Here is a 14,257-nt window from a genome sequence, read left to right on the forward strand (position 1 = left end):
ACGAACCGGCTGATCTAAAGTACAGCTTTAGAAGGATCGATCATTTTCCAGATTGATGCAAGGTGTACTTGAGAGAGGTTTCAATGCCAGAAGATCGGCGAACGGTGGGCGACCTGCTCCGGCGGCGCTTCGGCGTGGCGGAACACGTTGCCGACGGCCTCGAGAACGGCGTGGTCGAGCTGCTGCTGAACCATCGGACCGTCAGGACCTTCCTCCCGCAGCCCCTGGACGAGAAGGTCGTCCGTCTCATCGTGGCGGCGGCGCAATCGGCTTCCACCTCGGCGAACTTCCAGTTCACCAGCGTCGTCAGCGTCAGGGACGCGGCCAGGCGCGATCGGCTGGCCACGTACGCGGGCGATCAGCAACTGGTGCGCGACGCGGGCGCGTTCCTGGTGTGGGTCGCCGACTGGTCGCGATCGGTGTCGATCGCCCGGGAGCACGGCCTTCCGGCCGCGGGGGCGAACTACCTCGACAGCACCATCTCCAGCATCCTCGACGTGGCGCTCGCGGCCCAGAACGCCGCCGTCGCCGCGGAGTCCCTCGGCTACGGCATCACCTTCGTGGGCGCGCTGCGCAACCGCGTCGACGAGGTCTGCGCCGAGCTCGAGCTGCCCGAATGGACGTTCCCGCTCTTCGGCCTGGCGATCGGCGTGCCCCACCCCGACGATCCCGCCGACGTCAAACCCCGGCTCGGGCAGGACGTCGTACTCCACCAGGAGACCTACACCCCGCCGGACCCCGCCGCCATCACCGACTACCGCGAGCGGATCGGGCGCTACTACACCGAGCAGGAGCGGCCCGCCGACTGGGTGCTGGACCGCCTCGCCTGGCGCATCGCGGACAAGGGCGGCCTCGACGGCCGCCACACCATCCGCGACTCGTTCCATCGTCAGGGCTTCCCTCTCAGGTGACCCGCCGCCTGCCCCGGCCGGGCGGTCCGGGGCAGGCGGGGCTAGATGCCTGCGAGGATCTTCTGCAGCAGGTGCGGGCCGCGTTCCGCGCCCTCGCGGTCCCGCTTGGCCACCTCCTCCCTGATGATGGGGATGACGTACCGGCCGAAGTCCGCGGCGTCGCCGAGCAGGTCGTAGCCGCGCGCGGAGATGATGTCCACGCCGAGGTCGTAGTAGTCGAGCAGGGCCCGCGCCACAGTCTCAGGGGTGCCGACCAGGGCGTTGGAGTTGCCCTCTCCGCCGGTGGCGGCGGACGTGGGCGTCCACAGGGCACGGTCGAAGCGCTCACCCTTGGCGGCGATGGCGATCAGCCGCTGTGCGCCGGTGTTCTCGGGGCCGTCCGGCTTGTGGCCGCGCGGCGCCTCCCGCCCCTTCGCGCGACGCTCGCGAATGGCGGCGACCGTACGGTGAGCCTTCTCCCAGGCCAGTTCCTCGGTGGGCGCGATGATCGGGCGGAAGGCCGCCTGGATGCGCGGCAGGTCGCTGCGCCCGGCCGCGCGCGCCGCGGCCCACACCGACTCGATCTGCTGGGCGGTGTCGGCGAGCGGCTCACCCCACAGGCAGTAGATATCGGCCTCCGCGCCGCCCGCGGCGTAGGCGGCGGGCGAGGAGCCGCCGAAGGAGATTCCCGGATGCGGCTTCTGCACGGGGAAGATGTCACTGACGAAGTCGTCGAAGCGGTAGTGCTCGCCTTGGTGGTCGAACGGCTCTGTGCTGGTCCAGACTTTCTTGACGATCTGGATGTACTCGCGGGTGCGGCTGTAACGCTGGTCCTTGGTGAGCGTGTCGCCCTCGCGGCGCTGCTCGTGATCGTTGCCGCCGGTGATGAAGTGGATGGTCAGCCGTCCGTCGCTGATGTGGTCCACGGTCGCGAACGACCGCGCGGCGTACGTGGGGTAGGAGACGTTCGGCCGGTGCGCGAGGAGGAGGTGCAGCCGGTCCAGCTTCGAGGCCAGGTACGCGGCGGCCGGGGTGGGGATGGGCGTGTTGGAGCCGTAGGCGAACAGGACCCGGTCCCAGCCGTTGTCCTCGTGCGCGCGGGCCAGCCGGAGCGTGTAGTCCTTGTCGAAGGAGAGCCCGGAGCGCGCGGTGGTCTCCGAGGAGTCGTTCGTGTAGGCGATGCCGAGGAACTCCACGGGCATGTCAATGTTCCCTTCCGGATCGGCGGTGGCGGGCGTGTGCGGCGGCGAGCTCTCCCCCGACCTCGGCCGTGCTGATGAGCACGGCCATGTTGGCCTGGGCGGTACGCCCGCCGGTGATCTCGTCCACGGCCCGCAGGAGGTACTTCGTGATCGCGTTGCCCTTGACGCCGTCCCGCTCGGCGGCGACCAGCGCCTTCCGCACCGCCGCCTCGGCCACCTCGCTGTCCACGGCGTCCTCGGCGCGGTGCGGGGTGGTGATGACGACGGCGCTGTCGTTGCCCGCCGCCCAGTGGTTCTCGACGACGCGGGCGACGAGGTCGGCGTCGTCGATGCGGTGCGGGCTGCGGATGCCGCTCGAGGCGCAGTAGAAGGCCGGGAAGTCGTCCGACCGGTACGACACCAGCGGCACGCACTGGGTCTCCAGGTATTCCATGGTCAGGTTCAGGTCGAGGATGTTCTTCGCCCCCGCACAGACGACCGCCACCTTCGACCGGGTGAACTGGACGAGGTCGGAGGAGATGTCCATCGTCGTCTCCGCGCCCCGATGCACGCCGCCGATGCCCGCGGACGCGAAGAACGGGATGCCCGCCAGTTCGGCGGCGACGAGCGAGGAGGCGACGGTGGTGGCACCCGGCCCGCCCCTCGCCAGCACGATGGGCAGGTCCCTGCTGCTGACCTTGGGGATGCCGGGCGTCGAGGCGAACCGTTCGATGTCCGCCTCGCTCATGCCGATGAGGAGCCGCCCCCCGTCCACGCCGATCGTCGCCGGCACGGCTCCTCCGCCCCTCACCGCGCCCTCGACCTTGTACGCGGTGGCGGCGTTGTCCGGGTACGGCAGCCCGTGCGTGATGACGTTCGACTCCAGGGCCACCACCGCCCTGCCGTCCGCCAGCGCCTGGGCGACCTCGTCGGCGACGACCAGCGGGATGCCCGTCACCTGTACTCCGGGGCCTTGATCAGCAGGTGGCCGCGGCCGGAGATCTGCGGCTGGTGGACCGTCGCGTCCCAGTCGGCCGGGTCCACCGGTTCGAGCGCGATCGACACGGCACCCTCGTACGTGCCGAGCTGCTCCACTATGACCGCGGTGAGCCTGTCCGCCAGCACCTGCTTCTCCTTGGGTGTGAGGTCCTTGGGGAAGTGCTGGATGGTGACATGAGGCATTTGTCATGACTCCTTCGTGGGGATGGCGCCCGCGAGTTCCGCGGGCTCCTTGAGCACTCCGTAGTGATCGCCGGCCAGCTGGATCACGGTCGCCTCGCCGAGGTGGGCGTCGATGAACGAGTAGTCGTCCCCGGCCGCCTTGAGGACGGTCACCGGCGCGCTCAGCCGACGCTCGACCAGCTCGCGGAAGGTGTACTCGAACTCGTAGGTCCGGCCGACCAACCGGATGATCCGCCGCACCAGCGGCTCGTCCAGATCGGGCAGGAGCTCGCGGACCAGGGCGACGAAACCGTCCTCGTCACGCACCCGCGGAGGATCGCCGACCCCGCCGGTGAAGACGGACAGCAGGATCGTGGCGTAGACCGGGTCGGAGTACGACGCCTGGCGTGCGCGGCTCTCCCCGATCTTCGGGTTACCCGGGCAGATCAGGACGAGTTCGGACACCTTCTCGCCTGACTGCTCGAGCTGCCAGGCGGCCTCGAAGGCGACCCGGGCGCCGAAGGAGTAGCCCCACAACGTGTAGGGGCCGCCGGGCTGGACTCGCCGGATCTCGGCCAGATCGGCGGCGGCCGTCTCCCCGATCGTCGGGTGGGGCGTCTCGCCGGGGTTGAGCCCGTACGCCTGGACGCCGTAGAACGGCCGGTCGAGGGGGCTCGCGTGAGCCAGTGGCCGCAGGTTCATGGGATAGCCGCCCAGCCCCGGCCAGCAGAACACGGGCCGGCCGGTCCCGCTCTTCAGAGGTGCCAGCCGTGAGGACCGCTCGCGCCGCCCGCCGTCGATGCGCGCCGCCAGGTCGGCCAGCCGCGGAGACTCGAACAGCGCCTGGAACGGCAGCCGCGTCCCGAACTCCCGGTTGATCCGGTTGACCAGCGCCACCGCGGTCAGGGAGTTGCCCCCGCAGGCGAAGAACTCGTCCGACGCCGACACGCGCTCGTACCTCAGCGCCTTCCCCCACGCTTCGGCCAGCCACCGCTCGGCCGGGGTCGCCGGTGGCGTGAAGGGACCGTCCGGCCGCAGGTCCGTAAGCGACCTCAGGGCGAGACCGTCCACCTTGCCGCTGGCCGTGAGCGGCAGTCTCTCCACGACGAGGACCCGGTTGGGCAGCATGTAGCCGGGCAGCATGCGGCCCAGCTCGTCCTTGATGAGCTCCGCGGGGCCCTTCATGTGGACCGCGTCCTCGCGCATGTCCTCGCCGCGTATCTGCTCGGCGCTGACCCTGCCGCCGAGCACGAAGTACGTCGCGTCGGGCGGGGCGATCCCGCTGCCGGCCAGGATGGCGTCCACTTCCCGCGCGGCAGGCATCGGATCGCCGCTTTTCGAGCTGTATCCGGAGGACATGAGGCCGATGCCGAGGCCGTTGCGCTGCAGGTGGTGGACCTTGGCGCCCAGCGCGACGTACGCGAGCCAGGGCGGGCCGCCCCGGCCGGCCGCGGTGATGCCGAAGGCCGCCCTGTCGTACACCTGCTGGTTGATGGCGACGACGTGCCGGCGCTGGACGAGCTCGTCCGAGATCCGCTCCAGCGCGCCCTCGAGGTAGCGGTACTGGCCGGCCGGGAGGCCCGCCACCCGCCCCGGATGCGCCTGCACGTAGATCTCGACGGGGTCGGTACGCGGCACGCCGTCGTACGGGCCGATCTCGAAGGTGCCCACATAGTGGTCATCGGCCGCCACATCCAGCCGGTCCTTCACGGAGGCGAGCCGGTCCAGCGGGCGGATGCCGAGGCCGTACCCCGGAAGGACGTCCTCGAAGACGCCGACCATGTGGCCGGCCTCGAACTCCAGCACCTCGTGGACGTTCTCCCGGTACACCGGCTCGATCGCGTCTTTCCTGCCGGACAGGTGCACCAGCAGGCCGCGCAGGCGGGCCGGTCCGATGCGGATCAGGGCGTGGTCGATCGGGTGGTAGTAGTACACGCCCGGCGCGAGACCGGCCACGCCGCCGGTCTCCAGGTAGAGCTGGGTCGCGTACAGGGCGCCGGGAGAGGCGTAGGCGTACTTGGGCAGCAGCCGCTGATCGCTGTGGAACTGGCCGAACCACCGCAGGATCTCCCCCAGCCCGGCCAGGTCGAGCGCGTCGAGATCCCGGCTCCGCGCGTCGGCCGATCGAGGGGTGAGGAGCGAGAGCAGATCAGTGCGAGTGACCTGCTCTCCCTCGTAGAAGCGGTAGGTCTTGCGGGCGAAGGCCGCACGTCGCTGCTCCGCGGTCTCCCGCCGTCCGGGCAGCGGCACCGTGCGGCGGCCCTCGGCGCTCCGTACGGCGGCGTTGGCGAGCTGCGCCCGCACCTGGAACCGGCTGGCCTTGGAGCGGTGGTGGCTCGCCTGGTGGCCCTGGTCCATCAGGGCCGCCTCCCTCGGATCCAGCTCGGCGCACACCACCAGCTGCTGAGAGCCCGTCCTGTCGTCGTCCACGACTACCGCGGACGCCCGGCGCACCCAGGGGTGCCGCTCGACGGCCAGGGCCACCTCGTCCAGCTCGATGCGGTGGCCGCGTAATTTGACCTGGTTGTCCGCTCGGCCGGCGAACTGGATGGTGCCGTCCGGGTTCCAGTAGGCCAGGTCGCCGGTGCGGTAGAGCCGCTGGGTCGGGATGAACGGTGAGGGGATGAACCTCTGCCTGGTCTCCTCGGGCCGGTGCAGATAGCCGCGCGCCAGCTGGGCGCCGCCGATGAACAGCTCCCCGGTCTCCCCGATGTCCACCGGGGCGAGGCTCTTGTCGAGGACAAAGCAGTGGGTGTTGTCCACCGGCACGCCGATCGGCAGCGTGCCCCCGCCGTCGCCGATCGCCTCGGGGTCCACTACGTGAGCGGTCGCGTTGATGGTGCACTCGGTGGGGCCGTACAGGTTGATCAACGACGCGCCCGGCAGCTCGGCGAAGAAGTCGCGGGCCAGCTCCCGGCTCAGCGCCTCGCCACCGGAGAAGACCCGGGTCAGCGCCGTGCAGCGGCGTAGCTCCTCGGTGTCGATGAGCGCCCGGAGCAGCGTGGGCACGCACTGCAGGGTCGTGACCTCGTACGCGACCATGGTCTCGATGAGGGCCTGCGGGTCACGGTGGCTGCCCGGCGGGGACGTCACGATCCTGCTGCCGAGCGCGGGAGCCAGGATCTCCCACTGGGCGGCGTCGAAGCTCATGGGGGTCTTCTGCAGGACCGTGGTGTGCGGGCCGACATGCCCGCACGTGTGCAGCCAGCGCATCTGTGACGCGATGCTGTGATGCTCGATCATCACGCCCTTCGGCGTCCCCGTGCTGCCCGAGGTGTAGATGACGTAGGCCAGGGAGCCGGGCCGCCAGGCGGCCCTGTCCGGGCTCCAGTCGTGTTCCGCGGCCGTGTCGGCGAGGCTGACGATCTTGGTTCCTGGCGGTGCGAGCTGCGCCAGGTCCCGGACCAGGTGGTCCTGCGCGACGACGACGGTGGTCCGGCTGTCCTCGATCATGAAGCGCAGCCGGGCGCGGGGATAGTCGGGAGACAGCGGCAGGTACGCGGCCCCGGCCAGCAGGATCCCCCAGACGCCTGTCACCAGGTCCGCCGAGGACTCCGCGTACAGGCCGACGCGGTCGTCGGGGCCGATGGACAGGTCGCCGAGGGCGGCCGCCAGCCCGCCGGCCGCGCGTACGAGCTCCCGGTAGGTGAGGCCCCGGCCGGCGTCCGTGACCGCGATGGCGTCGGGCCGGCTCTCCGCCTGCTGGAGCAGCAGGTCGGGCAGGCAGGCCCCGACGCCGACGGGGCTGCGCAGCGCCGGGGCGGGGACGGAGGGAAGGATGATCATCGCACCCCCGAGTCGGTGGTTCCGAAGTAGCGGTCGCCGAAGTCGCCGATGCCGGGGACCATGAAGGCGTTGTCGTTGAGCCGCTCCTCGATCGAGGAGACGACGATCTTCACGTGCGGATGGGCCTCGTGGACCGCGCGGATGCCTTCCGGAGCGGCGAGGAAGTCGATCAGCACGACGTTCTCCTCGCGCACGCCGGCTTTGAGCAGCACGTCGATGGCCGCGTTCGCCGACCCTCCGGTGGCCAGCATCGGCTCCAGGAGCAGCACGTGGCCGTCGGCGATGTCACCGGGCAGGTGGGAGTAGTACAGGTGCGGGAGCTTGGTCTGCTTGTCGCGCTGGATGAGGATCTTGCCGATGCGGATGCCCGGGTAGAGGTCGCGTAGCTCGGCCTCCATGCTCTCGCCGGCCCTGATCACGGCGACACCGCAGATCTTTCCGGCCGGTTTGAGCCCTTGGTAGGTCGCCCCGACGGGCGTCGTCACGGCGTGGTCGGCGAAGGGGAGCTGGTCCAGACCGGCCTCCAGGAGGAGGCGGATGATGCGGCGGGAGTGCCGCACGAAGTCGTCGAGCGGGGCGTGCCGGTCCCGGACGACCGTGTGTAAGGCGCGTAATTGACGGGTCTGTGGAAGAAGATGGACGTTTCCCATGTCTTGTCCTGTCACGCGGTGGGTGGCTCTTCGAAGCTGGGCGGTAGATCGGGCGTGGCGGTGAACTGACCGGCGGCGACGCGGAAGACGGCGCGACGGCCGCTGCGCGCCCACACCCGTCGCAGGACGTGGACGAGCTTCGGGTTGTGCTCTTCCTCCTCGATCACGGCCCGGCTGACGATCGTGCTCCAGTCCTCCTCCTTCGAGCCGCCGTCCACGGCGTGCGCGAAGAGCTCGTGCAGCGCCGCGAGCTTCGCGCGACGCGGGAAGCCGCCGCCGGAGAAGACCGTGCCGAGGAGTCCGATCCAGAAGCAGCGCACCGCGTCCCGCCGCACGTCCTCCGGCAGGCGCAGGGCGATCTGCTCCATCGCGTGCAGCGAGGTGATCAGGTGGAGGAGCACGAAGTCGGCCGGCTGCGACAGGTAGAGGAGGGTCACCGCGTAGTACAGCGGCTCCCAGACGTCGTCGGAGCCCTCGACCCAGGCGGGTGTGTCATAGAAGAGGGGATGTCCTTCGCTCAGCGTGCGGGCGATGCGGAACTGCAGGCCCGAACGCAGGAGCTCCGGGTGGATCTCGCCGCGGTCGACGGGGGACGTGTCGGCCAGGGTCTCCGCGACCCAGTGCGCGAGCTCGTCGCGGCGCTCCTCCCACTCGGCGGCCAGGCGCAGCAGCGAGTCCGCGGGAGAGGCGTCCTTGCCCGTGCTCGGCAGTGCCCGCTCGGGATGGCATGTGGCGTACGAGAAGGCCATGTACGCCAGCCCCTCGATGGCCATCCAGCGGTGCCCCACGTCGAGCGCCCAGCCCAGGTGGATGGTGGCGTGCGTGAACGCGCCCGTCCAGCCGGGCAGCAGCTCGGGCACGTAACGGCGGAGGACCTCGTCGAGGCCGAGCTCTCTTTCCCGCTGGTCGAAGAAGTCGCAGTAGGACCAGAAGCTGGTGCGCTGCCCGAGGTGGCGCCGCCAGTTCTCCTCCGTGATGGTGTGCCGGTCTGGCTTGGGCGGCTCCAGGCCGTACCCGTACGAGGTCAGCTTCGCGTAGTCGTCGTAGTAGGCCTTGATGTCGCGGGCCGGGACGCCGAGGCCGGCCAGGGCGACGACCGCGTGCTTGGCGTGGTTGGTGAGATGACCGTTGAACTCGATGTGGTACGTCCGGTCGTCGAGCAGATCGTCGATCAGTTCGCGTTCGGACAACGCCGGGTCTCCTTTCTTTCCTCGCTGGGATGTCAGCCGGGGCAGGCACAGCCCCAGGAGCACGAGCGCGACCCCCGCGAGCCTGACCGGCGCGGGCAGCGACCGCTGCTGGACGCAGTCGATCGCGACGGCGGAGAGCACCTGGCCGCTGATGACGAGCACGGCGGCGTTCATCGCGCCGAGCCGGGGGAACACGTAGCTGTTGACCGCGACGAAGAGGGCCCCGAACACCCCGCCCACGTAGGCGGCGAGTGGCACGTCCGACGCGTCCGGCCAGGTATGCAGGACGAGCAGGACCGCCGTGAGGAAGACGAAGCCCACCACGTGGTTCCAGACGGAGGCCCCGAAGGCGCCCTTCCTGGTGCTGAGCTGGCCGTTGATCGCGCGGCTCGTGCCGATGAGCGCCCCGTTGAGCAGCGCCAGCAGGATGGAGAAGAGCACCGGTCACGCTCCGCCGAGCACGATCAGCGCGCTGCCCGCGAGCACGCACCCGGCGACCAGCAGGTCCGTGGCGGTGACGCGGCGCTTGGGGATGCGCAGCAGGCCCAGGTGGTCGGACACGGTGCCGAAGACGATCTGCCCCGCCAGCATCAGCGCGACGGTCCCGCCGAGGGCCAGCTCGCTGTTCACGGCGACGGCGGAGATGATGACGACGAACGCGCCGGGGATGCCGCCGAGGTGGTACCAGAACGGCGTCCTGCCTTCGTCGTCGCCCGATGGCTTGGGTGTGCGGCGGACGGCCAGCACCAGGACCAGGGCCACCAGTGCCCCGAGCCCGTGGGCGGCCCAGGAGGCGTACACCGCGTCGGTGTGGCGGGCGAGCACGGCGTTGGACGACGTCATCAGGGTCAGGAGCACGCCGCCCGCGAGCGCGAGCAGCCAGTCGACCGCGCGCCTGGTCATCCCGCCAGCCCCTTGGGCGCGGCCCGCAGGAGGCCCACGACGTCGTCGAACGTGTCCGCGATCCAGGTGGGCCGGGCCTCGGCCAGCTCCCTGGGGCCGTGGACGCCGTACGTGACGGCGATCGACCGCATGCCGGCGGCCCGCGCCATGTGCAGGTCGTGCACGGTGTCGCCGACCATGACCGCGCTTTCGGCCGGGACGCCGAGGGTCCGCAGGATCAGCCGCCCCGACTCCGGGTGGGGTTTGGGATGGGCGACCTGGTCCGCGCCCACGACCAGGGCGAAGAGATCGCGCAGGCCCGCCGACCTCAGCAGCGCGTCGGCGCTGGCGTGGACCTTGCTCGTCGCGACGGCGAGGGTGATCCCCAGACCGCGCAGCTCGTCGAGCCCTTCGGTGACGCCGGGGAACATCAGCTCGGGAGCTCGGGGCAGGATGATCTCCTTGAAGTGGATCTGGTACCGGCGCACGCCGGACGCAACCAGCTCGTCGTCCGCCGGGAGGCCGAGCAGCGCGCCGAAGGCCTGTCCGAGCGGGAGCCCGATCGTCGCGCGGATGGCCGAGGCGTCCGGAGGGGCGATGCCCAGGGCGCCGAACGCGGCGGTGAAGGTCTCCACGATGGCGCGGGGAGTGTCGACGAGCGTGCCGTCGAGGTCGAAGACGGTCAGGTGGCGCATGACTTCCTTTCGGGCTTCGGAGAGGGAGCCTGTAGGGGCCATGTGTGTCGGAGCTCAAACGTAAGCTCGTATTTTCTACAAATCAAGTGGGTTTTATGGGGATTTCTGGACGCGGCGCATTCCCGAACATGAGAGCGGCCTCCCCGGGTGTGGAGGATCCCGGGGAGGCCGCTGGCGAGTGGGGTCAGATGCTGATGCGGCCCGCGCCCGCGCCGCCGGTCACGATCGACTTGACGCTGGACGGGGTGTCCAGGGGATAGGAGTACGGGATCGAGCCGACGCTGCCTCCGGCGCTGCCGCTGCCGGAGTTGACGAAGTAGTTGTTGCGGGCGACGAGGTTGCCCGCGGGAGAGCTGCCCTCGCCACGGTGGAACGGGTCCTTGGTGTTCTCGAAGTAGTTGCCCTCGACGAGGACGCCCGCCTCGCACGTGGACGCCACACCGTAGCTGCCGATGTTGGCGTAGTAGTTGTTGTACACGTGCACCGGGTTGCCGAAGCGCACCCTTGGGTGGCGCTGATTGGTGCCGTCGAACCAGTTGTGGTGGTAGCTCACCCTCAGGTGGCCGCGGTCCTCGCCGCCGTTGCTGTCGCTGTGGCCGAGCAGCATGGTCTTGTCGTGGCTCGAGAACCTGTTCCAGGAGACGGTGACGTAGTCGCTGGCGCGCTTGACGTCCACCGCCCCGTCGTAGCCGTTGCTGAAGGAGTTGTGGTCGATCCACACCCGCGTGGAGTACTGGACGTTGATGCCGTCGTCGTTCCAGTTGCGGAAGGTGAGGTTGCGGATGATGACGTTGGCCGCGTTGGAGACGTTGAAGCCGCAGCCGGCGATCACCGCGCCCGAGTTGCCGATGACGGTCTTGTTCGAGGCCACGCGGAGCATGCCGGAGCAGGAGATCGTCCCCGACACCCTGATCACCGCGGCCGAACCGGATGAGAGGGCGCTGGACAGGGCAGAGGACGAGTTCACCGTCGTCGTGGCCGCGCTGCCGCCGCCCGTGGTGCCGCCGCCTTGAGTGGCCCATCCGACCAGGGCGGTGTCGGCCGAGGCGGGCTGCGTGGTGATGGCCAGCCCGGCCAGCCCGGTGATCGCGGCGGTCAGTCCGCCGATCAGTTTGGAGGTGCGTTGCATCTCTGTACTCCTCCCGTGCTCGTAGGTCGTTTTCCGTTCACATTTGCGAACGGGACACACATGACCGAACGACCGCAACGGTAGGAAAGCGCTTTCCTGCCGTCAATGCCAGGGAGGGGCGCCATCCCCGCCGAAAAGGCATCGCCGCTGGCCAACGGCTAACAGTGCCACTTTCTCCAAGTGAAACTTTCATGTCGGAAATTTACGATCTTCGGCAGTGTGGACAAGCGTGTCCGGCGGCGCGGAAGCCCAGTCGGCTGCGATGTTGGTGCTCCAGGTCTAGTCGTCACGGAGCACCAGCAATGATTGATCTCGACTTCGTCGGCCCCAGCCGCCCCGCCAACGACTACAAGTTCGTCGAAGTGACCGACGGCGACACCCCGAAGATCGAGATGTCGATCCGGATGGTGTCGATCGACACCCCGGAGAGCCACTACGGCGGCAACCCGCCGACCGCCCAAGCCGCGCTCGAACGCACCAAGGCACGCCTGCAGGACGGCACGTACGACGCCCTCCCCCAGCACCTGCGCGACTACCTCGTCTCGCGCATCACCCCCGACGCCGCCCTGCACCATCTGACCGCCGGCCAGCTGGCGGCCGAGGCACACAAGGTCATGGTCAAGACCCGGCTGACCCGCCAGGACGGGACGCAGCGCAAGATGGCGGTCGTCGCCACCGGCGAGCTCGTCGAAGGCCACGGACGCCTGCTGGCCTACACCGCGCCCTGGTTCTCAGGCGGCGCGTCCGATCCGCTGCCGCCGCGTGACGACCCCAAGCGGCGGACCTTCAACCTCGACATGGTGGCGCTCGGCTGGGCCGCCACCTTCATCATCTATCCGTCCATCCCGCCCGCCTTCGACCTGAACCTGCTGCTAGACGAGGCCGCGACGGCATGGCGGGAGAAGCTCGGCGCGTGGGCGCACTTCGGCCCGGATCTGCTGCTGGGTTACGAGTACCGCGCCTGTATCAAGCTCGGCACCCAGCACCTGGACGACCCCGCGGACGCGATCGCGGAGGCCTACCAGCGTGTGTGCGTGGACCTGCGTACCCTGACCGAAGTCGGCCTGTACGGCTACCACGAGGTCCCGCCGCCGGACCGGCTGTGGATCTGGGCCAAGGACCTGGACCAGGCCCGCAAGGACCTGCCCATCAGGCACTGACACGGCCGGGCGCTTCGTCCTTGAGCAGGGAGCCGACCCAGGCGTCGACTCTCTCACCGCGGTGGAACAGGCGTTTGCGGAGCGTTCCCTCCATGAGGAAGCCGGCCTTCTCGGCGACTCGCCGGGACGCGTGGTTCCCGACCTCGCACCGCCATTCGATGATCTCCAGGTCGAGGGTCTCGAAGGCCCACGCGCAGACGGTACGTACCGTTGTGGTGGCGACGCCGCGCCGGCGGGCTTTGGGGTCGACCCAGAAACCGATCTCGGCTATGCCCTCATGGCCCACGCCGAGTCCGGCCCGGCCCAGGCGGGTGCCGGTGGCGGCGTCTTCCGCGAGGAACTCCAGGCGATGGCCGCTTTCCCAGCCCGCGATGGCCAGCTCCTCCACGAAGAATCTCGCGTTCTCGAGCCGGTAGGGCGAGGGCAGCTCGACGAACTGCTGCAGCGCCGGGTCCAGCGAGACCTCGTAGACCCATGGGATGTCCTCGGGCGTGAACGGGCGCAGGGTCAGCCACCCCGCTTCGATGACCTGCGGCTTCATGATCGGAAATTCTCCCCGTGGCCACCGAGGTCAGGCAAGGCGTTCAAGCGCTTCCGCCGCCTCCACACCCCCCACTTCCGCAACCGCCGCTTCCGCAGCCCGAGCCGCCGTCGCCGAAGATGGGCGTGTGGTGGGCGCCACACGCGTCACGGAGACCCAGGTCGGCCGGGTAAAGGTGGCCGTCGGGGATCGCCCGGGTGCTGATCTCGGCCGACAGCGTGGGGTCGCCGAGGTGGCTCAGCCCGTAGAGCGCCAGCGGCATCGCCACCGCGTCGGCGACGACCCCGTGCGGGTGCTCCCGCCGCGCCTTCTCCACGTGGTGGCGCCCCGCCCGGCCGAGCGTGATCCGCCGGCTCCTTGCGTACAGGGGTCTGATCTTCTTGGCTACCAGCCAGCTCGCGCCGAACCCCAGCAGGCTCGCCACCGACAACTCCGGCGAGCCCATGATGATCATGACGATCACGTTGACCACCATCCCGCCGACCGCGATGCAGGGGATCCATCTCAGCAGGTCCTGGCAGACGCGGTACCCGGCCAGGGCCCGGGGGTCGACGAGCAGGCCCAGGCCGACGAGCCTGTCCCTGATCTCGGCGACCTCCGCGCTCCCTGCCAGCTCGCGCTTGACGCGCACGGCCGGCTGCCCGACCGACCGCCCGGCCATGATCGCGAGCACCCGCTGCTCCACCGGGTATCCCGCGGAGACGGCGCCGCGAACGCGGTGCAGCTTGCCCCCTCTCGTGACCCGGATCTCGCCCTCCCTGGAAAGCAGCCCCACCGCGGTGTCCGCCACCCGCGCGGGGCCGCCGGCCAGATAGGCGAGGTCGTAGTAGCCGAGCTCGACGTCCCTCAGCCCGCCGACCCTCAGGCGGGCCCGGGCCCGCGACAACTCCGCCGTGAGAACCGTGCCGACGGTGACCGCCCCCAGCAGCGCCGACACGAGAGCCAGGACAACGTCCATCCGAACCTCCCCGTGTCCCGATCAACGCATAAGG

Annotated in this window: 13 protein-coding genes; 2 read left to right on the forward strand and 11 right to left on the reverse strand. The window is 69.9% G+C overall.

The annotated features are described in order from the left end of the window. The first annotated feature begins 83 nt into the window (after positions 1–83). Positions 84–911: a nitroreductase family protein gene (locus tag ACQPWU_RS54830; protein WP_433435041.1), complete on the forward strand. Its 828-nt coding sequence runs from the start codon at positions 84–86 to the stop codon at positions 909–911. A gap of 41 nt (positions 912–952) precedes the next feature. Here ACQPWU_RS54830 and ACQPWU_RS54835 read toward each other — a convergent pair whose 3' ends face one another. From ACQPWU_RS54835 to ACQPWU_RS54875, 9 genes are all read right to left on the reverse strand, one after another. Next, complete coding sequence (locus ACQPWU_RS54835) at positions 953–2,092, reverse strand: LLM class flavin-dependent oxidoreductase (RefSeq protein ID WP_433435042.1); 1,140 nt, start codon at positions 2,090–2,092, stop codon at positions 953–955. Position 2,093: 1 nt separating this feature from the next. Continuing rightward, positions 2,094–3,029, reverse strand: coding sequence for a pseudouridine-5'-phosphate glycosidase (locus tag ACQPWU_RS54840; RefSeq protein WP_433435043.1), 936 nt, complete (start codon positions 3,027–3,029; stop codon positions 2,094–2,096). After that, entirely contained in the window at positions 3,026–3,253 is a 228-nt protein-coding gene (locus tag ACQPWU_RS54845; protein WP_433435044.1) for a tautomerase family protein, read from the reverse strand. Before ACQPWU_RS54845 ends, ACQPWU_RS54840 begins: the two co-directional genes overlap by 4 nt. A 3-nt stretch (positions 3,254–3,256) precedes the next feature. Further along, entirely contained in the window at positions 3,257–7,018 is a 3,762-nt protein-coding gene (locus tag ACQPWU_RS54850; RefSeq protein WP_433435045.1) for an amino acid adenylation domain-containing protein, read from the reverse strand. Next, positions 7,015–7,668 carry a uracil phosphoribosyltransferase gene (gene upp, locus ACQPWU_RS54855; protein ID WP_433435046.1) on the reverse strand — a complete coding sequence of 218 codons (654 nt, stop codon included), beginning with the start codon at positions 7,666–7,668 and terminating at the stop codon, positions 7,015–7,017. The genes ACQPWU_RS54850 and upp overlap by 4 nt, the downstream gene beginning before the upstream one ends. 11 nt (positions 7,669–7,679) lie before the next feature. Then, positions 7,680–9,299 (reverse strand): questin oxidase family protein, encoded by a 1,620-nt coding sequence (locus ACQPWU_RS54860; RefSeq protein ID WP_433435047.1) that lies wholly within the window; start codon positions 9,297–9,299, stop codon positions 7,680–7,682. Positions 9,300–9,302: 3 nt separating this feature from the next. After that, positions 9,303–9,761, reverse strand: coding sequence for a DMT family transporter (locus tag ACQPWU_RS54865; RefSeq protein ID WP_433435048.1), 459 nt, complete (start codon positions 9,759–9,761; stop codon positions 9,303–9,305). Next, complete coding sequence (locus ACQPWU_RS54870) at positions 9,758–10,435, reverse strand: HAD family hydrolase (protein ID WP_433435049.1); 678 nt, start codon at positions 10,433–10,435, stop codon at positions 9,758–9,760. Before ACQPWU_RS54870 ends, ACQPWU_RS54865 begins: the two co-directional genes overlap by 4 nt. A gap of 184 nt (positions 10,436–10,619) precedes the next feature. After that, positions 10,620–11,564 carry a pectate lyase family protein gene (locus ACQPWU_RS54875; protein WP_433435050.1) on the reverse strand — a complete coding sequence of 315 codons (945 nt, stop codon included), beginning with the start codon at positions 11,562–11,564 and terminating at the stop codon, positions 10,620–10,622. Positions 11,565–11,866: 302 nt separating this feature from the next. On the opposite strand from ACQPWU_RS54875, the gene ACQPWU_RS54880 reads away from it, so the two are divergent. After that, a complete protein-coding gene (locus ACQPWU_RS54880; protein ID WP_433435051.1) occupies positions 11,867–12,724 on the forward strand; it encodes a hypothetical protein in 858 nt (285 codons plus the stop codon). On the opposite strand, the gene ACQPWU_RS54885 is transcribed toward ACQPWU_RS54880, so the two are convergent. After that, positions 12,714–13,265: a GNAT family N-acetyltransferase gene (locus ACQPWU_RS54885; protein ID WP_433435052.1), complete on the reverse strand. Its 552-nt coding sequence runs from the start codon at positions 13,263–13,265 to the stop codon at positions 12,714–12,716. The genes ACQPWU_RS54880 and ACQPWU_RS54885 overlap by 11 nt on opposite strands. Before the next feature lie 43 nt (positions 13,266–13,308). Then, on the reverse strand, positions 13,309–14,223 hold the full coding sequence (locus tag ACQPWU_RS54890; RefSeq protein ID WP_433435053.1) for a TIGR04222 domain-containing membrane protein: 915 nt from the start codon (positions 14,221–14,223) through the stop codon (positions 13,309–13,311). Positions 14,224–14,257 lie beyond the last annotated feature (34 nt).

It is taken from the genome of Nonomuraea sp. CA-141351 (genome assembly GCF_050944675.1).
In the GTDB taxonomy this organism is placed as follows: domain Bacteria; phylum Actinomycetota; class Actinomycetes; order Streptosporangiales; family Streptosporangiaceae; genus Nonomuraea.

Bases quoted from the DNA above. Each gene is read 5' to 3' on its own strand.
- ACQPWU_RS54865 (WP_433435048.1), bottom strand. From the start codon at position 9,761: ATGACCAGGCGCGCGGTCGACTGGCTGCTCGCGCTCGCGGGCGGCGTG.
- ACQPWU_RS54835 (WP_433435042.1), bottom strand. From the start codon at position 2,092: ATGCCCGTGGAGTTCCTCGGCATCGCCTACACGAACGACTCCTCGGAG.
- ACQPWU_RS54875 (WP_433435050.1), bottom strand. From the start codon at position 11,564: ATGCAACGCACCTCCAAACTGATCGGCGGACTGACCGCCGCGATCACC.
- ACQPWU_RS54850 (WP_433435045.1), bottom strand. From the start codon at position 7,018: ATGATCATCCTTCCCTCCGTCCCCGCCCCGGCGCTGCGCAGCCCCGTC.
- ACQPWU_RS54830 (WP_433435041.1), top strand. From the start codon at position 84: ATGCCAGAAGATCGGCGAACGGTGGGCGACCTGCTCCGGCGGCGCTTC.
- ACQPWU_RS54890 (WP_433435053.1), bottom strand. From the start codon at position 14,223: ATGGACGTTGTCCTGGCTCTCGTGTCGGCGCTGCTGGGGGCGGTCACC.
- ACQPWU_RS54870 (WP_433435049.1), bottom strand. From the start codon at position 10,435: ATGCGCCACCTGACCGTCTTCGACCTCGACGGCACGCTCGTCGACACT.
- upp (WP_433435046.1), bottom strand. From the start codon at position 7,668: ATGGGAAACGTCCATCTTCTTCCACAGACCCGTCAATTACGCGCCTTA.
- ACQPWU_RS54885 (WP_433435052.1), bottom strand. From the start codon at position 13,265: ATGAAGCCGCAGGTCATCGAAGCGGGGTGGCTGACCCTGCGCCCGTTC.
- ACQPWU_RS54845 (WP_433435044.1), bottom strand. From the start codon at position 3,253: ATGCCTCATGTCACCATCCAGCACTTCCCCAAGGACCTCACACCCAAG.
- ACQPWU_RS54880 (WP_433435051.1), top strand. From the start codon at position 11,867: ATGATTGATCTCGACTTCGTCGGCCCCAGCCGCCCCGCCAACGACTAC.